This is a genomic window from Rufibacter sediminis (genome assembly GCF_014269285.1).
GTDB classification, from domain to species: Bacteria; Bacteroidota; Bacteroidia; order Cytophagales; family Hymenobacteraceae; genus Nibribacter; species Nibribacter sediminis.
The window spans coordinates 1-19,840 of record NZ_JACOAF010000002.1; the positions used below are offsets into that span (position 1 = coordinate 1).

The following is a 19,840-nucleotide window of genomic DNA, read 5'->3' on the forward strand; positions in this document are numbered from 1 at the left end:
ACTTTTCTCCTGGATGAGAAAAGTAACCAAAAGAATCATGAAGAAAAGAAACTCGCTGACGCTCAGACAGTCTTTTCTTCAATAAAAGGTACCACCCTGCTGCCGTCCTCTGTTGCATAGGAAACGCAAGCCTCTGCTGCTTGAACTGCCACTACTTACTTCAACACAGGCCTTGGCCTCACGTAGGCCTTCGTCCTGTGCTGAAGCAGGAAACATCATCTCAGAGTAGATTCTGGGTTTATTCAGGCATAAAAAAGAGGTGTGCTTTGGGCCTGATTTATGAAAACCAGGTCCAAAGCACACCTCTTGCATTCCTCTATATACGCTTATTGAAACAGCGACGCGGTTCTCAGGTCAATCAGCGTGGCTTCCGGCGAGATGCGTTTGGCGCGCAGGAAACGTTTCAGTTCGTAGGCGTCATGGTTGGGGGCGATGGGGTCCATGCTGTTGATGCGCACGCGGCCTGCCGAGTGGATGAACTCATTGTTCCCGATCCACATGCCCACGTGGATGATGCGCTCGGATTTACCTTCTTTGGCCGGAGATCCGAAGAAAAGGAGATCGCCGGGGCGCAGGTTCTGGAAGCCGTCTTTGGTATCAATGAGTTCGCCAACGTGTACCTGCTGGGAGGCATCACGGGGTAACACCAGGCCGTTCATGAAGTACACGGTTTTGGTGAAGCCGCTGCAATCTACGCCTTTAAACGAGGTGCCGCCCCACAGGTAAGGAAGGCCGAGCAGGCGCTTAGAGGTTTCCACCAGGTTCTGCTCGGTAGGTTTGCGGGTAGCGGTCCAGTCACTGTATTTCTGCACTTCAGCGGAAGGAACAAAGGCCGTGCGGCCATCGGGGAAAGAAACCTCATGGAATCCTTTGCTTTGGCTTTTCAGCACCATCACATCACCGTACACCAGGTCAGAGACGGTGGCACCTTGCGCGTTGGGCGCGGCATAGGCAAAGCCGTAAGGGTGCGTGTAGAGTAGTTTTTCGCCTTGCTGCCAAGCGGCAAAGGTGGTCTCGTTCATGAGCTTGATGCCCGCGCCGTCTACCCAAGCAAGGTATTTGTCTGGGGTCTGCACCAGGTACCAGCCATCATTCTGTTTCCAGACGCGCAGCGGGGTACCCATGGTGGCCTGCGTGGCGAGTTCAGCGGGGTGCTTGGGCTCAGAGCGCAGGTTGGCGACCGATAGGGTGACCACCGCCAGATGGTTGCCTTTCAACTCCGCCTGCGGCAGTACCTGAATGCTGTCCTGGTAAGAAATGCCAGCCGCTTGCAGGCGGTCCAGCAACGCTTTCTTGGCTTCGGTCATGTTGGTCTCACCGGTCAAGACGAGTCCGTTGGTTTTCACGGCGAAGAGCGCGACGCGCTTGTCTGGGGCAAATTGCTGCCGAACGGCCTCAATGTGCGGCGTGTGCGCGGTAGGCGCCGGTGACGCCACGGCCTGCGCGGATGCCACTACCTCTGGGCTTGGTTTGCTGCTGGAGCAGGCCGTCAGGAAACTCAGCAACAGGAGGAAGGATGCGGTTTTTTTCATGTGCGATGTTCTGTTGGCGAAAGATAGGGCTTTTCGTTTTATTCAGAACAGGAAGCGCGGAGAAGTCGTTCAGGATGTCTATTTTAGGGCATGTATTCTTTTTCAGTTCAGCGCGTTTTAAGCCTCTTTTGGGCAAAACACCCGCAAAGTAAAAACCTCCTGATGAACCTGCTTTGGGCCTGTTTTCCTCAAAACGGATTCAAAACGCCCGGCGCACACCCTATCTTTGCGGAATAGTAAAAATGAACCACATGCCTATTCCCGAAACCGCCGCTCCTGTTACCATCATTAACTATACGCCCGCCCATGCCGCCCGCTTTCGGGAGTTGAACCAGGCCTGGATTGAGCATTACTTTGAGATGGAGGAGCTGGACTTTAAATCGCTGGGCGATCCAGACGGCTACATCATTGCCAAAGGCGGCCACATCTTCATGGCCGAGTACCAGGGCGAGATCGTGGGCACCTGCGCGCTCATCAGGGTAGATGACCACACCTATGAGCTGGCCAAAATGGCCGTGGACGACCAAGCCCAGGGCCTGAAAATCGGCAAACGTCTGGGCGAGGCCGCCATCCAGAAAGCCCGCGAACTGGGCGCCTCCACGTTGATGCTGCTCTCTAACCGGAAACTGGAAACGGCCCTGCACCTGTACCACAAGCTGGGGTTTGTGGAGGTGCCCGATGAACTCAAAGAATACAAGCGCGCCGATATCAAAATGGAGCTGGCGCTTTGACCCTACTGCCTTTATTTATTATTTCCCCCCTTCTATGAAATCAATTTTATCTCTGTTGCTGGTGGTAGTACCCCTGGCGGCCACGGCGCAGAGTGCCGTGGTGCAGGACCGGGCAACGCTTCAGCCGCTGGCAGGCGTGCGGGTGGTGCCCACCCAGGGCGGCCCAGCCCTCCTCACCGATGCCAAAGGCAGGTTCAGCACCCGCGGGTTCCAGGATACCGATAGCCTCCGGTTTGACCGGGCCGACTACAAGTCCCGCACCTTGGCCGTGAACCAACTGAAGACCATGCAGTACCGGGTGCTGCTCTCAGAACGTAGTTATTCGCTGGACGAAGTGGTGGTGTCGGCGAGTAAGTTTGAGGAGAAGCGGGCCGATGTGCCCCAGCAAATCCAGGTGTTGAAAGCCCGCGAACTCGCCTTCCAGAGCAACCAGACCACCGCCGATGTCCTGCAGCAAACCGGGCAGGTGCTGGTGCAGAAAAGCCAGGCCGGGGGCGGCAGTCCCATCCTGCGCGGCTTTGAGGCCAACAAAGTACTCATGGTCATAGACGGCGTGCGCCTGAACAACGCCATTTACCGCGGCGGGCACCTGCAGAACGTGATCACGGTAGACAACGCTTCGCTGGAGAAAGTAGAAGTGGTGTTTGGGCCGGGATCGGTGGTGTACGGGTCTGATGCGTTGGGCGGAGTGATCCATTTTTACACCAAAAACCCGGTTCTGGGCGACAGCGCCGGCACCCACGTGACGGGCAGTGCTTTCACCCGTTACGCCACTGCCAACCAGGAGAAAACCGGCCACGCCGACTTTTCCATCGGTGGCCGCAAGTGGGGGAGTTTTACCAGCTTCACGTATTCAGACTTCGATGATCTGCGGCAGGGCAAGAACCGCAACCCGTTCTACGGCAACTGGGGCCTTCGGCCGTACTTTGCCCAGCGGGTGAACGGCGAAGATGTGATGGTGCCGAATGCCAACATCAACGTGCAAAAGTTCTCGGGCTACAAACAGTACGATGTCTTGCAAAAGGTCTTGTTTCAGCCCTCGGCCACTACCTCGCACTTGCTGAACGTGCAGTTCTCCACCTCCTCAGACATTCCGCGCTACGACCGCCTCACCGAGGTAGATGCCCAGGGCCGCCTGAACCACGGTGAATGGTACTACGGACCGCAGGAACGCTGGCTGGCTGCCTACACCTTCGCCACCAAGGGCCGAGGTTGGCTGGAGGATGTGCGTGTGACCGCCGCTTATCAAAGCGTGGAGGAAAGCCGCCACAACCGCCGCTTCAACCGCAGCCCCTTGCAAAGCCGTTTTGAGCACGTGGATGTCTATACCTTGAACGCTGATGCCAGCCGTTTGCTGGGCGAGCACGAGCTCCGCTACGGGCTGGAAGGAACTTACAATGAAGTCTCTTCCCGGGCTTACGGCACTAACCTGACCACCGGCGAGCGCACGCCCCTGGACACCCGTTATCCCAGCGGCGGCTCAGACATGCGCACCGCGGCGGCTTACTTTACCCACACCTGGGAGATCAGCCCGCGCTGGATTCTTTCCGATGGCGTGCGCGTGAGCCGGGTAGAACTGAACGCTGATTTTTCCGGTGATAAAACCTTCTTCCCGTTTCCGTTTGATGCCGTGAGCCAGAAAAACACCGCCGTCAACGGCAACCTGGGGCTGGTCTTCCAGCCGGGGCGGGAGTGGCGGTTTGCCGCCGTGGCCTCCTCGGGGTTCCGGGCACCCAACGTAGATGATTTGGCGAAAGTGTTTGAATCCACGGCCGGGCAGTTGGTGGTGCCCAATCCCAACCTGAAACCGGAATACACCTACAATGCCGAGCTCTCTATCGGGAAAACCGTAGCGCAGAGCGTGCGGGTAGAAGGAACCGGTTTCTATACCTGGTACCGCGATGCCATCACCACTCAACCCTTCACCTTTCAGGGACAGAATGAGCTGGAATACAACGGGCAACTGAGCCGCGTGGTGGCCAGCGTGAATGCGAACAAAGCGTACGTCTACGGGGTTACGGGCTCCGTGAACGCAGATCTTACCCAGGCGTTCCGGCTGGCGTCCACGCTCACGTACACCTACGGGCGCATCCAATCATCGCCCAATGAAACGCCGCTGGACCATATTCCGCCGGTCTACGGGAAAACGAGCCTGTTCCTGACCCTGCCCAAGTTCCGTTCTGAGTTCTTCGTGCAGTACAACGGCTGGAAACACCTGGAAGACTACAACCCGGTGGGCGAAGACAATCTGCAGTACGCCACGCCGCAGGGTGTTCCCGCCTGGTACACGCTGAACCTGAGAACCGCCTATCAGTTCCACCCGCGGCTCCAGTTCCAGGCTGCGCTGGAGAACATCACAGATCAGTTCTACCGCGTGTATGCCTCCGGGGTGAGCGCCCCGGGGCGCAATCTGGTGTTGACGTTAAGAGGGAATTTCTAAGTGATTTGCGCGTAGATGAATCATTGATTTTGAAACGAAACCGGTTCCCGTTTTAGGCCTCTTTTCAGAAAAGTAGGCCAAAAGCAGAAGCCAATTGTTTAGACCTCACAGGTTTTGAAAACCTGTGAGGTCTTTTGTTATAGAGGTGACACTCGAAGGAGCTTCGCACACTACGAGGTCAACACCCGCACCCACTGTCATCTTGGAAAGATCTTGTGGGCAAGCTGTAGTTCGCTTATTTAAGTACTTCCCTTGTTCGCGCGCAAGATTCTTTCAGGATGGATGACATAAGAGGAGGGAAGTGCTGCTCTGAAGTTGCTGATTTAATTCAATTCTCTGTTTTACACGTGCTTTTTCAAAAGGTGTTAAAAACAATGCGTTCTGGTTTAAACAGCAAATATCGTTTCGGGCCTGTTTTATGAAAACAGGCCCGAAACGATATTAATAGAAGTTTGCCAAATTCAGCTCCTAAACAGGACGCTTAGAGTTCCGGCAGGGTTTCCAGCAATGATTCCAATTCAACCGCCCTGTCTTTGGTAAGGCTGAGGACTTTGGTTGCTCTCACCACTTGCCACATAGTTCCGTCGGCTTTCCCGTAAGTTGCATCAATCAGGTTGATTTCTTTTTCCTTGAATAGAACCCATTGCCGTTGGGCCGTCACCAAACTGGTCTTTGCCGAGGCATTTAGTTTTGGCAGAAGGCTTTTGTAGGTGGCGTTGAGTTTCTTGTCCCATTCTTCCAACGCAGTGTAGGTGCAATGGCACATACCGGCGGTGGTTTGGTTTTCCTTTTGGTCAAGGCACTTGGTGAGGGTAACGTCAATAGGGTCTTGCTTTTCTTGCGCCAACGCAGCACTGGAAAAAGAAAAAGTCAGGAGCAAGGCCAGTAAAAACAGCTTGAATTCCACAACGTAGGTCTGATAACTGATAACGAATAACTAGCAACTACCTTATTGCACCTGCGATTTATCCACGCGCTTGGGCGTTTTCTTACCCTGCACAAAATCCTTCGCCCCCATGGCGATGGCTTTGATCATGTTGGTCATGTGCGCCATGTCCAGGCTTTCTACCTCGTCATCTACGGAGTGGTAGAGTTTGTCTTTGTCTATCTGCACGGAGGAGATGGTGTGGGCCGGAACGCCCAGGCGGGCCAGGGTGGCGTTGTCTGAGCGGTAGAACAGGTTCTGGCTGGGGTACGGGTCTGGGTGGAAACTGTACGGCGTGCCTTTCACGGCCTGCTGCAGCAACGTCCCGAAGTCTGATTTCTCAAAGCCGGTGATGTACGCGCTGTTGGGGCCGAACTTAGAGCCTTTCCCGATCATCTCGATGTTGAACATGGCCACAATCTCGTCGGGGTTCAGTTGCTGGGAGAAGTACTGCGACCCGAAGCCCCCGATTTCCTCGGCGGTGAACGCCACGAAGATGAGCGTCCGCTCCGGTTTGCTCTGTTTCTTGAAGTGGCGGGCCAGGGTGATCACGGCCGTGGTGCCCGAGGCATCGTCATCAGCGCCGTTCGCGATGGAGTCACCGGCCACGGGTTTCATCATTCCAATGTGGTCATAGTGGCCCGAGAATACCACGTACTCGTTCGCGCGTTTGCCGGGGATCATGCCGGCCACGTTGGTCAGCGGCATTTCCTCCACGTCGTTCTTGATCTCGATGTTGAAGGAAGTCACCTCAGTGAGCGTGGAAAGCACGAAAATAAGGGTGTTGCCTTTGCCCAACTCCATCACCGGGCGGGGCTGCCGGAAAGAGCCGGCGTACCGCTTGAACAGCTCCTGGTGTTTGGGGTGCACAACAATCAGGACGTCTTTGTTCAGCTTGCGGGCGGTGGTAAGTCCCTGCCGGAAATCATCGTTCTCGCCAATGAACACGGGTTTGGGCGCTTTCTCTTCCCACTCAAACTTGCGGTGCACGGTGCTGTAGAAGAACTCGTCTGGGTTCAGAGATACCTTGTTGAGCGTGACATCGGCTTTGCTGGGTTTCAGGGCGTACATCTTGAACTCCTGCCGGAAGTCTGTGTCGCCGGTTAAAGGTGCCAGGCCGATGCTCTTGAATTCATTGGAGATGAAATCGGCGGCTTTCTCAATGCCGGGCGTGAAGGTCTGGCGGCCCATCATGTCATCGGCGGCCAGGGTGCGGATGATGCGGGTCACGTCTTTCTGCTGGATGGTTTTCTGGGCCAACACCCCGGTGAAGGGAAGCAGGGCCAGGCAGAGCGAAAGGGTCTTTTTTAAGATCATAGCGTAGGTGAGGATAAGAGGACAGTAACCAATGAGCGGTAAAGATAGTCGCTTTTGTAAATAAACTTCCTGCAAACGAAATCAGCTCTTGGTCACGGCAGAGGAAGGGTGTCAAATGCGTTCTGGAAGGAAAGCGGCCGCCTGCTTTCCGGCAGAGGGAGCCGTCAATATGTACGTACGTTTTCGAAGGGCGGCCTTTGCAGTGGCAGGTTTGTTTTGGGGCTGTTTTCAGGAAAAGAGACCATAAACGGGAGCCGTGCACAGCCATTACGCGCCAGCTCCAGTGGGCCGGTTCTCCTGACCTGCGGACTGGTGTTCTTCCTTGGCAATGGCTTCGTCTTCCCCTTTCACCTCCACGTCATGATCGCCTAACACATCTTCAATGTAGAGCATTTTCACCAGCACCATGATGACCGCTACCATGGGCACGGCCAGTAACAAACCCCAGGGGCCGGCAATGAGCCCCAGCACCACCTGCCCGATGATGGTTAAGATGGGCGGCAGGTCAATGATGCGTTTCTGAACCAAAGGCGTAAGAATGTACCCTTCCACGCTTTGCAGCGCTACAAAGAACAGCACAACGGTAAGGGCTTTGCCGGGGTCCTGCACCAAGGCGAGGGCCACGGCCGGCAAGCCGGCAATGAAAGGGCCTAAGTTGGGGATAAACTCCATGAGGCCGGCAAACACGCCCAGCAGAAGCGGCAGCGGCACGCCAATAATCCACAACCCGATGGTGGTAAGGGTGCCAATCACGGCCATGGCCAGCAGAGTGCCCTTCAGCCAACCCCACAAGGTGTAGCGTAGCACGTGAATGACTTCCCGGGCCCGGGTGCGGCGGGGCTTGGGCACCAGCCGCACCAAACCATCGGCGGTTTCCTGCGGCGAGACGGCCAGATAGATGCCAATGACCAGAACGATCAAGATATTCGCCAAGGCCCCAAACGTGCTATAAAAGACCGAAAACGCGTTTTTCATGGCAGAACCCTGACTCTGGAGCAGTTTCTCCGGGGAAGAAATCTGCTTCAATAACTGCTCGCCGTACGGCAAAGAAGCGATATGCCCTTTTAGTTTCTCCAAGGTGGCCGGGAGGCTCCGGCGCAATTCTTCCCCTTGCTGCGACAAACTGGGCCCCAGGTACATAGAAAAACCCACGATGGCCGCTACCAACAGCAGGCAGACCACGCCCAGAGACCATTTGTACGGCAGCTTCAGGTGCCGATGTAGGAAACTGCTGAGGCCGTGCAGCAGAATGCCAAACAAGACGGCGGCAAAGAAGACCAGAAAGACCTCAAAGGCCAGTTTTAGAACGGTGTAGACTACGAAAAGGATGACCGCCAACAGCGCTACTACTAATACTTTCCGAAGAAACACCTGTAGCTGGTCTTGGTTGGCTGGCGGGGAAGGAGTTGCGTGCGGCATGGTCTGGTGAAATATGGCAAGTTCAAGATATACGGAGACTTACGTAAATAAGAGGTGTCCCGATATATATTAATGGAAGCATATTTCGGCCGAAGGGCCTTGCCGGAACCTTGCGCCGGAGTTTTAAAAAAATAGTAGAAAAGTTAGAAGGCGGCGCAACTATTCGGGCGCAATTTCGATAAAATGGATTCGCCGATCAATGAAAGCGGCGACCCGGGGCAGACTGCTTCGGAGGCAAGGAAACGATCTATACATCTAACACTTCTTAAAATTATGGAAAATCAATTTAACAACCAGCCGGGTGCTGCCCCACAAGACGCTACTTCTTACTCACAAGATTCAGCTCAGAACTCTTCTAGAAGCCAGGGGCAAAGCGGACAAAGCGGGATCTTAGGCAGCATCTCTAGCGGCCTGAGCAACATTCAGATGCCACAGTCTGTGAAAGACCTGGGAACTACCGTGTCTCGTTCTTATAGCAGCATGAGCACTACCCAAAAAGTATTAGGCGGAGCCGCTTTGTTAGGCGCTTCTTACTGGGTAGCCAACAACCAAGGCTGGATTGGACAAGCCAAAGCCAGCATCAACAAATCTGACATCGCCGGTAAACTGGGCAAGAAGTCGAAAGCCAACAAAGGCCAGTATTCTTCTGACCAACACAATACAGGTTACAATTCCTAAGGATACGTTGAACTTGGCGCAGTAAGCGGCACCGTAGAAAGGTGTTCTACTGAAAACAAGTTTGACAGAAACAGAAAAGCCGGGTGCTGTACAGCATCCGGCTTTTCTGTTGTTATAAGAGTGATTCTTATCGGTTACCTCGGTTACCAGAGTTTCTGCCGCCGCCCTGGCTGCTGCCTCCGCTGTTCTGGCTAGAACCGCTGCGGCGCTGGTCTGGGCGTCTGTTTCCCTGGCCGCTGCTTTGTCCGCCGCCTCTGGGGCCACGGTTGCCGTTGTTTCCGCCGCCGGCTCCATTGCTCTTTTTGGCAGCTTTGTCGGTGGCTTTTCCGCCCGCCAGGGGCAGTTTGGAATATTCTACGTGGAATGGCTGGTCTTCCTCCACCGGAATGGTCTGCTTGGTGAGTTTTTCAATGTCACGCAGGTATGGCAGTTCCGTGTCATCGCAGAACGAGAGGGCCATCCCCTCGGCTCCGGCGCGGCCCGTCCGGCCAATGCGGTGCACATAGGTCTCAGGCTCGTTGGGCAGGTCTACGTTGATCACGTGCGTTAAGTCATCCACGTCAATGCCGCGCGCAGCGATATCCGTGGCCACCAGTGCTTTCAATTCATTGTTCTTGAACTGCGTCAAGGCTTTCACGCGGGTGCTCTGGGCTTTGTCTCCGTGGATGGATTGCGCCGAGATGCCTACCTTGGAAAGTTCTTTGGCGATGCGGTCTGCGCCGTGTTTGGTGCGCGAGAAAACCAATGCCCGCTGGATTTCATCTCCTTTAAGCAGGTGTTTCAGCAACGCCCGTTTGGTGGTCTTGTCCACGAAATACACTTTCTGGGCAATTTTCTCCGCAGTGCTAGAAACCGGGGTCACCTCTACGTACACCGGCTCGCGCAGAATGCTGGAAGAAAGCTTCTGGATTTCCTGCGGCATGGTGGCCGAGAATAAAAGCGTCTGCCGGTTGGTAGGAATCTGGGCGATGACTTTGCGGACATCGTGGATAAAGCCCATGTCCAGCATGCGATCTGCCTCGTCCAGGATAAACGTCTCAATGTGCTTCAAAGACAGCAGTCCCTGGTTCATCAGGTCCAGCAAACGGCCCGGGGTAGCCACGATGATGTCCACGCCCTGTTTGATCTGCTCTACCTGCGGTACCTGGCCTACCCCGCCAAACACCACGGTGTGTTTGATTTTGGTGTATCGGCCGTACGCCTTGATGCTGTCGCCAATCTGCAGGGCCAGCTCACGGGTGGGCGTTAAGATCAGGGCCCGGACGGCTTTGGCCGGGTGGGCCGGACCTGCCTCGTGCAACCGCTGCAACAGCGGCAAGCTGAAGGCGGCGGTTTTGCCGGTTCCGGTCTGGGCGCAACCCAACAGGTCATCGCCGTTCAATACCGGCGGAATGGCTTGTTCCTGAATGGGAGTAGGAGTAGAGTATCCCTCTTCCTGCAGGGCCTGCAGCAGAGGTTCTATTAAATTAAGTTCTGAGAATGTCATTATGAAAAGTAACGGCCGTATGGATGGCCAAGCATGAAAAAGGTGCAGCACTTGTATTGCGCCTATCCTTAGAAGACACAAAGATAGGCAAAAAGATTCAGTCTCGTTTTTGACCTGTTTTAGGCAAAGAAGCCTCAAAACGAGTTTCGTTACCGGAGCCGCTTTCCGGGCAACGTCCTGGGCAAGGCAACCTTCACGTCCAAAATCGGTTTATAAGAATTGGAATAATAGCACCTGCGGAACCAGGTCACGCATAAAACCTTACATCATGGAACAGGAAAACAAGTATACACGCACCAGAACCACCAAGAAAGCTTCTAAGAAAAGAATAAATAAATGGCTGCGGTCAGGGCTGGCCGGCCTGGCCGGGGCCTTCGCGGTGACGCTGGTGCATGAAAGTGTGCGCCGTTTTTACCCCAATGCCCCCCGCATGGACATCCTGGGCATGCGCGCCATCTCCAAAGGGATGCGGTACGCCGGGCAAACTCCCCCCGAGCCGGATAGACTGCACACCTGGTCTTTGGTAGGTGACATTGTCTCCAACGGTTTGTACTACAGCTTAACCGGAGCGGGCAAAAAAGCCTGGTGGCGCGGGTCTATTTTGGGGGCCGTGGCCGGGGTGGGCGGCGTGGTTTTGCCGGGACCCATGGGCTTAGGCGTAGCTCCCAGCGCCAGAACCAAGCAAACTCAGGCGCTTACCATCGGGTATTACCTGTTGGCGGGCGTAGTAGCCGGTGGCGTGGCCCAATGGCTGCGGAAGGTGAAAGTGTAGCAGCGCGCAAGAAGCGTAAAACGCAAGAACCCGTTTAGGACCTGTTTTCAAGAAAGCAGGCTCTAAACGGGTTGTTACATTTTTTGCCTGAGCGATCTTACTTCTTCCGGCCTGAGCCGCTTTTCTTGCCGACGCCGTCTTGCTTGTTCACGGTGGCCCAGGCGCGTTTCTCAGCTTCTTCTTCGCTGAGGCCCTGTTTTTCGTAGCTTTCTTCTATGTGCTGTGCTTGCCGTTTCTGTTTATCAGTGTCGGCAGATTTGTCTCCTTGGGGCATAGGGTGCTTCGTTCAGGTTAGATGAAATTGGGGCAGTTTCAGGAATCCGGCGTGAAAACGCAAACTGGGTCAGGGCTTACAGTGGCAAAGGACTTCCCGTTGAATAGGCGCGGTTTTGTAGTCTGGAAGGGAATACTCCTTCATGTACACCACAGACAGTTCATTGATCTGCTCGTTTTTGGGATGGTCCTCGTTCCAGCGGCGCATCAGGTAAAAGCAGTAGTAGGGCCGCATGTACGCGTTAGGCACAAACAGGAAATTCTCTGAGTATTTGCGCCAACGGTCGTTCTTGAAGAGGCTCACCACCGAGGCCGGTTTCACCGTGTCGGGTTCCTTGCCTTGCTGGTTCAGGTCTACTTTCTGTTTACCGTTGGTGATTCCTTCCAGCACGTACCAGCCATCGTCTTTGAACACGTTAGGGGCGAACATGCTCCAGTTCTGGTCAAGGCGCGGCACCAAGGCCGCCCACTGTAACTGCGCAGGAACCTGAAAATACGGTTTGCCCAAGGTGCTCAGGTTCCACCAGAAGGCCAGCAACAAAGCCACCAGTACCAGTCCCTCGCGCAGATACCGGAGCGGAAAATTCTCAGACCACCGGCTAGAGGTCCATTTCAGGTGCATTTGCACTTCTATTGGGGAACGCATTCCCTGGCCCAGCCGGGCCCAGCGTTTGTGCAGTTTGCTGTAGCCTTTTTTGAGGTATCGGTCTACGGTGTCCATGACCGGGGTTGGCAGTAAGCCCATCACCGCCGAGATGCTGATCAGGTAAAACAGCCCCACAAACAATGACAGGCTAATGCCGATGTGCAGACCCACAATGGCGAGGAAGAACAGCATCCTGAACCAGGTGTTTCGCCACGGGATCAGCAACACAAACGGCAGCCATAACTCCAGAAAGTAGGTGGCATGCGTGAGTTGCTTCATGAGCAGCGGGAACTGATAGAGGATGCGGCCGCCGGGCATCAGAATCTGATCCAGGCTCAGGGCGTAGTACAAGGCGGTGCCATCGGTGGTCCAGTCGGGGCCACTCTTAAGCAGGGCGGTGAAAACGTAGACCCACGCCACCTGTAGAATATACGCCGCCGAGGCCACGCTCAGGTAGTGGGTGTTGGTGGGTGAGGTGAGTGAACGACGGGCATCTATGGAGTAGTGGCGGTGCCAGGGTAGAAACATGCCCCAGAACAGCAGCATCCGGAGCAGGCTGTCGCCGGACTGGGAGATAAGCGGATTTCGGTTTTGCAGGGAAAGCAGCAGAATCCAAGAAATGAAAGTGGCCCAACGGGTATGATACCCCAGCAGCAGGCAAACGGCCGCGATGGCCGCCACGGCAAACAAAATCAGCTGAAACTGCCAGAGGCCGCTGAGCGCGTGGAAGGAGAAGAAATACTGGTTCCAGGCGTTGGCGTGCAGCGCGTGCAAAGGCAAAATGCCCATGTTGGAATAGTGCGCCTCCAGGTCTGTTGCCCTGATGCCTATGTCTAGCAGCAGAACGCTGGCTACCCAAATCCGCATGAAGGAAAGTGCCCGGGTATCTGTGTAGAATACACGATGCAGATACTGTCTAAGTAGATGCATAGGGAGTGGGGTGAAGAGAGGGGAAACAGAAAAGGCAAAACCGGTGGGCCTTGCCTTTTCTGCAATACAGGTCGTCGTTCCTAGGAACGTTCACTCAGCCTATTAAAGACCAGTAGTGGAGCCGGTAGTGGTACCAGTGGTAGAACCGGTAGTGCCAGTTGTACCTGTAGTTCCGGTAGTAGTACCAGTGGTTGTTCCGGTTGTACCAGTGGTGCCAGTAGTACCTGTAGTTCCGGTAGTAGAGCCAGTGGTAGTACCAGTAGTAGTACCGGTTGTGCCAGTTGTACCAGTGGTGCCGGTAGTAGTTCCGGTGGTGGTACCAGTAGTGGTGCCGGTTGTACCGTAAGTAGTACCGGTAGAGCCCGTAGTGCCAGTAGTAGAGGACGTAGTTCCAGTAGTAGTACCAGACTCGGTGCTCATGTCAGTAGAAGTAGTGTCCGTGGTAGTCTCAGAGCTGCCTGAGCAGGACGTCAGAGCCGAAGTCGCTACTAAAGCGGCAACTGCGAACAGGTTTACAAATGTCTTTTTCATAGTTTTTGACAGGTTAATGAATGGTTATAATTGGTTTTGCTTTACAAGTTCATGTTTTACGCACACTTCTTAGAAAGGTGCCATATTTCGTTAAAAATTTATTGGAAGAGTGAAGTTCTCTAACTGGGTGTTATATTGTGCGTATCAAAACGGGTCTCTCACTCCACTAACCTATCGGTTTATGCTCCCTACTTCCCCTACCATCCTGTTTGACGGCGTCTGCAATCTTTGTAACGGATTTGTGCAGTTTGTGATCAACAATGATCCCGAAAGTTATTTCCGGTTCGCCTCCTTACAGTCCGAGGTGGGCCAGCAGGTGCTGAAAACGCACGGATTGCCCACCGAGCAGTTCAAAAGTGTCTTGCTGCTGGAGAACGGACAGCTCTATACCCGCTCATCTGCCGCGCTGCGCATTGTGCGCCGCCTGAGCGGAGGCTGGTCCTGGCTGTACGCGCTGGTGATCGTACCCAAGTTTCTGCGTGATCCTTTGTACGACTGGGTTTCCCGGAACCGCTACCGTTGGTTCGGGCAGCAGGAAAGCTGCATGCTGCCCACTCCTGCCCTGAGAGCCCGCTTCCTTTCCTGAGCTTGCCTCCTGAAAGCACCGGAAAAGGATCTCCACACTCCGGTGTCCGGATAAAATAGCCTAAGTATTCTTCCTCTTAGTTGATGGAAGCACCTCCAACGTAGACAGGAAAATCAAGCAGTTGTTTTGCGCCTCATTTTCAGAAAATAGCCCTGAAACAGCGCCGTTTCTGCCAGATCTAAAATCAGTAAGAATCGCTTCTGTATCCTGTTCTCTAGTTGATCTATAGAGATTGCCGTTTTTAAGCCCGATTTGTGAAAAGATGTCAAAAACGGCACTTACTTTTGCGGCCTGCTTTCCTGAAGCAGCCTTGACGTACGTTTATACAACCTAGTGGAAAAGATAGATGCATTTCTGGCCGAGGCCAGCAGTTTGGCCTGGGGCATGCCCCTGCTGATTTTATTGATGGGCGGAGGACTCTTCCTGATGCTGTATTGCCGCCTGATCCCGTTCCGGATGATGAGGCACTCCCTCAGTATCCTGCAGGGAAAATACCAGGATCCCAACGCCGCCGGGCAAATCACCCCGTTTCAGGCCATGGCCAGCGCCCTGGCCTCTACCATTGGCATGGGCAACATCAGTGGCGTGGCCGTGGGCATCGCCATGGGCGGACCCGGCGTGCTGTTCTGGATGTGGGTGAGCGCCTTTGTGGGCATGGCCACCAAATTCTTTACCTGTACCCTTTCCATCATGTACCGCGGCAAAAATGAACTGGGCGCTGTGGAAGGCGGACCCATGTACATGGTCACACAGGGTTTGGGCGAGAAATGGAAGCCCTTGTCTATCCTGTTCGCCTTTGCCGGTCTGTTTGGCACCTTGCCGCTTTTCCAGGCCAACCAACTCACCCAGATCATCACCGATGTCGTGCTGAAGCCCAGCGGCGTGGTGGGAGAAGATACGTTTGTCTCCAACCTGTTCATGGGCATGGCCATGGCGCTGCTGGTGTCCATCATCTTGTTTGGCGGCCTCAAACGCATTGCCGCGGTGGCTACCAAATTGGTGCCGCTCATGGTGGTGCTCTACACCGGCTCGGTACTGTACATCATCTTCTCCAACATCTCGGCCGTGCCTGATATGTTCACGCTTATTTTTGAAGACGCCTTCACCGGGAACGCCGTTATGGGCGGGGCCGTGATGCAGGTGATCATCATGGGCGCCCGGCGCGCGTCTTTCTCCAACGAGGCCGGTATTGGCACCGCCGCCATGATGCACGGCGAGTCGCAGAACAATGAGCCGGTGCGCGAGGGTCTGGTGGCTATGTGGGAACCGTTCATTGACACCATTGTGGTCTGCACCATGACCGGTCTAGCTATTCTGGTGACGGGCGTCTGGGAAACGAATTCCGGCAACGGGGTGACCATGACGGCTCAGGCCTTCGGGGTGGCCATGCCGCAGGTGGGCAAGTACCTGCTGGTGCTCTGCGTGTTCATCTTCGCGTTCACCTCGTTGTTTTCTTACTGCTACTACGGCTCCAAGTGCTTCACCTACCTGTTCGGGTTCAAGTACCGCCGCCTGTATGACTACTTCTACATTCTTACCATCATCATTGGGGCAGTGGTGACCATCACCTCGGTGATTAACCTGGTAGACACGGCCTTCGCCCTCATGGCCATACCCACCATGACCTGCGCCCTGTTGCTGTCGCCTAAAGTGATGGCAGCCTCCAAAGATTATCTGGCCCGGTTGAAGGCCGGAGAGATTAAGCAGTTTTAAAGGGTATCAAGTAGCAGGTATCACGTAGCAAGATAGGAGATTCCGTTTTCGGGCTGTTTTCTTGAAAACAGCCCGAAAACGGAATTTACTTTTTTATGCTGGCGCGAGTCTAAAGACTCGTGACAAAGAGTGCTGCGAGTCTCCAGACTCGCCGGGAACCACAAGCCGGAAACGGGAGTCTGGAGACTCCACGCACCCATCGGCACGAGTCTGGAGACTCGCGCCAGAAAACGTCCTGCCGCAAGGTTGAGCTGCACTCTAACTTGCGGCAGGACGTTTTCCGTTTTTGGGAAAACAGCCCGAAAACGGAAAGAGGCGGTCCCTTTATGGGAACCGCCTCTTTTAATACAAGTCTTGCTACGTGATACGCACTACTTGATACGCAAACACTACATACTCAGGTACAGGTTGCGCTCACCGTAAATCTTGGTGAAGTACTCGTCTTCCAGGTTGTCAATGAAGTAGATGGCTTCGCCGGTTGACTTCATTTCTGGTCCTAACTCCTTGGTCACTTCCGGGAACTTGCTGTGCGAGAACACCGGTACTTTGATGGCGTAGCCCTTTTTCACCGGGTTGAAGGTGAAGTCGGTTACTTTTTTCTCGCCCAGCATCACTTTGGCGGCGTAGTTCACATACGGCTCCTGGTAGGCTTTGGCGATGAACGGCACGGTACGGCTGGCGCGAGGGTTGGCTTCAATGATGTACACGATCTCGTTCTTGATGGCGAACTGGATGTTGATCAAACCAACGGTATTCAGCGCCAGCGCGATCTTCTTCGTGTACTCGTCAATCTGGTTGAGCACGTTCTCGCTCAGGTCAAACGGAGGCAGTACCGCGTAGGAGTCACCGGAGTGGATACCGGCCGGTTCAATGTGCTCCATCACCCCAATGATGTGCACGTTCTCGCCGTCGCAGATGGCATCGGCCTCGGCTTCAATGGCGCGGTCCAGGAAGTGGTCCAGGAGCACGTGGTTGCCGGGGCTGTCTTTCAGGATGTCCAGTACCTGCGCTTCCAGTTCCTTCTCATTGATCACGATCTTCATGTTCTGACCACCCAATACGTAGCTAGGACGCACCAGCAGCGGGAACTTCAGGTCTTTGCAAACCTCCAACGCTTCCTCGGCAGAAGTCACGCTCGCGAAGGGTGGGTACGGGATGTTATTTTCTTTGAGCAGGGTAGAGAAGGCGCCGCGGTCTTCGGCTAAGTCAAGGCTTTCATAGGTGGTGCCCATGATCTTGATGCCGTAACGAGTCAGTTTCTCGGCCAGCTTCAGCGCGGTCTGTCCGCCCAGCTGTACAATCACGCCTTCCGGTTTCTCGTGCAGGATGATGTCATAGATGTGCTCCCAGAATACCGGCTCAAAGTACAGCTTATCAGAGATGTCAAAGTCTGTGGAAACCGTCTCGGGGTTGCAGTTGATCATGATGGTCTCGTAACCACACTCGCGGGCGGCCAGTACACCGTGTACACAGGAGTAGTCAAACTCAATGCCTTGGCCAATGCGGTTGGGGCCGGATCCTAAGACCACTACTTTCTTGCGATCGGTAACGGTGCTTTCGTTCTCGCCGTCAAAGGTGCTGTAGTAGTACGGGGTTTTGGCCTCAAACTCGGCGGCGCAGGTGTCCACCATTTTGAACACGCGTTTGATGCCCATGCCGGTGCGCTTCTCGTGCACCTGGCTTTCTTTGCAACGCAGCAAATAAGCCAACTGACGATCCGCGAAGCCTTTCACTTTGGCGCTGCGCATCAAATCTGCGGGAATGGAATCAATGGTGTGCTTCAGGATCTCGCGCTCCGTCAGTTCCAGCTCTTCAATCTGCTGCAGGAACCACGGGTCAATCTTGGTCACTTTCTGGATGGTGGTGGTGGCCACCCCAAACTTCATGGCGTCTTTGATGGTGAACAGGCGGTCCCAGCTCGGGTTGGCCAGGCTGTGCATCAGCTGGTCATAGTTGGTTTTCTCCTTGCCATCGGCACCCAAGCCGTTCCGCTTGATCTCCAAGCTCTGGCAGGCCTTCTGCAAGGCTTCCTGGAACGTACGGCCAATGCCCATGACCTCGCCCACTGATTTCATCTGCAAGCCCAGGGTTTTGTTTGCGCCTTTGAACTTGTCAAAGTTCCAGCGCGGTATCTTCACAATCACGTAGTCCAGCGCGGGCTCAAAGAACGCCGAGGTGGTTTTGGTGATGGAGTTCTGCAGTTCATCCAGGTTATAGCCAATGGCCAGTTTAGCGGCTACTTTGGCGATAGGGTACCCGGTAGCCTTAGAAGCCAGCGCCGACGAGCGGCTCACGCGCGGGTTGATCTCAATGGCGATGATGGTGTCATCCTCGGGGCTCACCGAGAACTGCACGTTGCAGCCGCCGGCAAACTGCCCGATGCCGTTCATCATCTTGATGGCCAGGTCGCGCATGCGCTGGTACACGGTATCTGGCAGGGTCATGGCCGGGGCCACGGTGATGGAGTCACCGGTGTGGATGCCCATGGGGTCAAAGTTCTCGATGGAACAGATGATGATCACGTTGCCGATGTTGTCGCGCAGCAGTTCCAGCTCATACTCTTTCCAGCCCATGATGCTTTGCTCCACCAGTACCTCGTGGGTAGGGCTGGCGTGCAGACCACGGTTGAGCGCGGCGTCAAATTCCTCGGGCGTGTTCACGAAACCACCGCCGGTACCCCCCAGGGTGAACGACGGACGGATCACCAGCGGGAAGCCAATTTCCTGGGCGATTTCTTTCCCTTCCAGGAACGAGGTAGCCGTAGAGCCTTTGCAGACGTTCACGCCCAGTTCAATCATGAGCAGACGGAATTTCTCGCGGTCCTCAGTGGTCTCAATGGCGGCAATGTCCACGCCAATGATTTTCACGCCGTATTTCTTCCAGATGCCGGCTTTATCGCAATCAATGGCCAGGTTCAGCGCCGTTTGTCCGCCCATGGTAGGCAGTACCGCGTCAATCTGGTGCTTCTCCAAAATCTCAATGATGGATTTCTTCTCCAGCGGCTTCAGGTACACGTTGTCCGCGGTGATGGAATCCGTCATGATGGTGGCGGGGTTGGAGTTGATGAGGGTTACCTCAATTCCCTCTTCGCGGAGGGAGCGTGCGGCTTGGGAGCCAGAGTAGTCGAACTCGCAGGCCTGACCGATCACAATGGGCCCGGAACCAATGATTAAGACTGACTTGATGGAATTATCTTTAGGCATTAGTAGAAAAGAGGTATGTATAAATTGCCCAAAGTTACAGTAGAAAGTTTAGAAAAAGCTAAAAAACTGCGGCGGGCCGATAAATTTATCACTCCGGAGTAGGCGCGCTTCCAAATTTAGAACGAACTCAGAACTGCAATTGCAACAATGATAAAGCCGAACGGAGTTCAGCCTTAGTTTAGGAATTCAGGTCCAAAACGCCTAAACTAAGCCGATAGGCTACTAAAGATGGTAGGATGTGGAACCGGTCCACGCCTGTTTTAAGCCCATTTTCCCAGAAACTGCCCTAAAACGTATAAACTGCCTTAAATCGCTGCGTTGCCTTACCGCGAACTTTTGGCGTTTCCTGACCTATGAGAATCACCAAGGAGTAAATCGCCGTCCAAGTCAAGAAAATAAATCCGCGCCTTCGTTGAGCAAAATAAAATACATTATGTCTTCCTGAAAGGATCTTGTGGACGAGCTAGAGAAGCTTACCCGGCGTCATTACTGTTCGCTACCAAGATCCTTTCAGGATGACAAGAAGAAAACGAATACCCTTCTATGGCGCGGATTTACTTCCGTGACTTATTAGGGCGTGTTGACAATTAGTGTAGCAGGATCATGGCTGCTGCTAGGAAAACGAATCCGGCAAAACTGCCGGCTGTCTTCTCGTATC

General features: G+C 54.4%; 15 protein-coding genes. 6 read left to right on the forward strand and 9 right to left on the reverse strand.

The window, feature by feature from the left end; all coding sequences use genetic code 11:
- Nucleotides 1-326 precede the first annotated feature (326 nt).
- Nucleotides 327-1,532, reverse strand: a complete 1,206-nt coding sequence (locus H7U12_RS01030; RefSeq protein ID WP_186631542.1) for a C40 family peptidase — start codon at nucleotides 1,530-1,532, stop codon at nucleotides 327-329.
- A 251-nt stretch (nucleotides 1,533-1,783) separates the two neighbouring features.
- Between H7U12_RS01030 and H7U12_RS01035 the strand changes: the two genes are divergently transcribed.
- Nucleotides 1,784-2,263 carry a GNAT family N-acetyltransferase gene (locus H7U12_RS01035; RefSeq protein ID WP_186631545.1) on the forward strand — a complete coding sequence of 160 codons (480 nt, stop codon included), beginning with the start codon at nucleotides 1,784-1,786 and terminating at the stop codon, nucleotides 2,261-2,263.
- Between the two features lie 34 nt (nucleotides 2,264-2,297).
- The gene (locus H7U12_RS01040; RefSeq protein WP_186631548.1) at nucleotides 2,298-4,703 is read left to right on the forward strand and encodes a TonB-dependent receptor; all 2,406 of its coding nucleotides are present in this window, start codon (nucleotides 2,298-2,300) and stop codon (nucleotides 4,701-4,703) included.
- Nucleotides 4,704-5,184: 481 nt separating this feature from the next.
- On the opposite strand, the gene H7U12_RS01045 is transcribed toward H7U12_RS01040, so the two are convergent.
- From H7U12_RS01045 to H7U12_RS01055, 3 genes are all read right to left on the reverse strand, one after another.
- Complete coding sequence (locus tag H7U12_RS01045; RefSeq protein WP_186631551.1) at nucleotides 5,185-5,610, reverse strand: lysozyme inhibitor LprI family protein; 426 nt, start codon at nucleotides 5,608-5,610, stop codon at nucleotides 5,185-5,187.
- A gap of 42 nt (nucleotides 5,611-5,652) precedes the next feature.
- Nucleotides 5,653-6,945: a M20/M25/M40 family metallo-hydrolase gene (locus H7U12_RS01050; RefSeq protein WP_186631554.1), complete on the reverse strand. Its 1,293-nt coding sequence runs from the start codon at nucleotides 6,943-6,945 to the stop codon at nucleotides 5,653-5,655.
- 267 nt (nucleotides 6,946-7,212) lie between these two features.
- Nucleotides 7,213-8,364 carry an AI-2E family transporter gene (locus H7U12_RS01055; protein WP_186631557.1) on the reverse strand — a complete coding sequence of 384 codons (1,152 nt, stop codon included), beginning with the start codon at nucleotides 8,362-8,364 and terminating at the stop codon, nucleotides 7,213-7,215.
- 273 nt (nucleotides 8,365-8,637) lie between these two features.
- Here H7U12_RS01055 and H7U12_RS01060 point away from each other — a divergent pair, with 273 nt between their 5' ends.
- Nucleotides 8,638-9,042: a hypothetical protein gene (locus H7U12_RS01060; RefSeq protein WP_186631560.1), complete on the forward strand. Its 405-nt coding sequence runs from the start codon at nucleotides 8,638-8,640 to the stop codon at nucleotides 9,040-9,042.
- A 127-nt stretch (nucleotides 9,043-9,169) separates the two neighbouring features.
- On the opposite strand, the gene H7U12_RS01065 is transcribed toward H7U12_RS01060, so the two are convergent.
- Nucleotides 9,170-10,528, reverse strand: coding sequence for a DEAD/DEAH box helicase (locus tag H7U12_RS01065; RefSeq protein ID WP_186631563.1), 1,359 nt, complete (start codon nucleotides 10,526-10,528; stop codon nucleotides 9,170-9,172).
- A 268-nt stretch (nucleotides 10,529-10,796) separates the two neighbouring features.
- Between H7U12_RS01065 and H7U12_RS01070 the strand changes: the two genes are divergently transcribed.
- Entirely contained in the window at nucleotides 10,797-11,300 is a 504-nt protein-coding gene (locus H7U12_RS01070) for a hypothetical protein (RefSeq protein ID WP_206683846.1), read from the forward strand.
- A gap of 97 nt (nucleotides 11,301-11,397) precedes the next feature.
- On the opposite strand, the gene H7U12_RS01075 is transcribed toward H7U12_RS01070, so the two are convergent.
- From H7U12_RS01075 to H7U12_RS01085, 3 genes are all read right to left on the reverse strand, one after another.
- Nucleotides 11,398-11,574 (reverse strand): hypothetical protein, encoded by a 177-nt coding sequence (locus H7U12_RS01075; RefSeq protein ID WP_186631567.1) that lies wholly within the window; start codon nucleotides 11,572-11,574, stop codon nucleotides 11,398-11,400.
- Between the two features lie 69 nt (nucleotides 11,575-11,643).
- Complete coding sequence (locus H7U12_RS01080; RefSeq protein ID WP_186631570.1) at nucleotides 11,644-13,149, reverse strand: HTTM domain-containing protein; 1,506 nt, start codon at nucleotides 13,147-13,149, stop codon at nucleotides 11,644-11,646.
- A 102-nt stretch (nucleotides 13,150-13,251) separates the two neighbouring features.
- Nucleotides 13,252-13,680: a hypothetical protein gene (locus H7U12_RS01085; protein WP_186631572.1), complete on the reverse strand. Its 429-nt coding sequence runs from the start codon at nucleotides 13,678-13,680 to the stop codon at nucleotides 13,252-13,254.
- A 181-nt stretch (nucleotides 13,681-13,861) separates the two neighbouring features.
- Between H7U12_RS01085 and H7U12_RS01090 the strand changes: the two genes are divergently transcribed.
- Together H7U12_RS01090 and H7U12_RS01095 are read left to right on the forward strand one after the other, a co-directional pair.
- Nucleotides 13,862-14,266 carry a thiol-disulfide oxidoreductase DCC family protein gene (locus H7U12_RS01090; RefSeq protein ID WP_186631575.1) on the forward strand — a complete coding sequence of 135 codons (405 nt, stop codon included), beginning with the start codon at nucleotides 13,862-13,864 and terminating at the stop codon, nucleotides 14,264-14,266.
- 333 nt (nucleotides 14,267-14,599) lie between these two features.
- Complete coding sequence (locus tag H7U12_RS01095) at nucleotides 14,600-15,979, forward strand: alanine/glycine:cation symporter family protein (protein ID WP_317170737.1); 1,380 nt, start codon at nucleotides 14,600-14,602, stop codon at nucleotides 15,977-15,979.
- 389 nt (nucleotides 15,980-16,368) lie between these two features.
- On the opposite strand, the gene carB is transcribed toward H7U12_RS01095, so the two are convergent.
- Entirely contained in the window at nucleotides 16,369-19,182 is a 2,814-nt protein-coding gene (gene carB, locus H7U12_RS01100) for a carbamoyl-phosphate synthase large subunit (protein ID WP_186631577.1), read from the reverse strand.
- Between the last annotated feature and the right edge of the window lie 658 nt (nucleotides 19,183-19,840).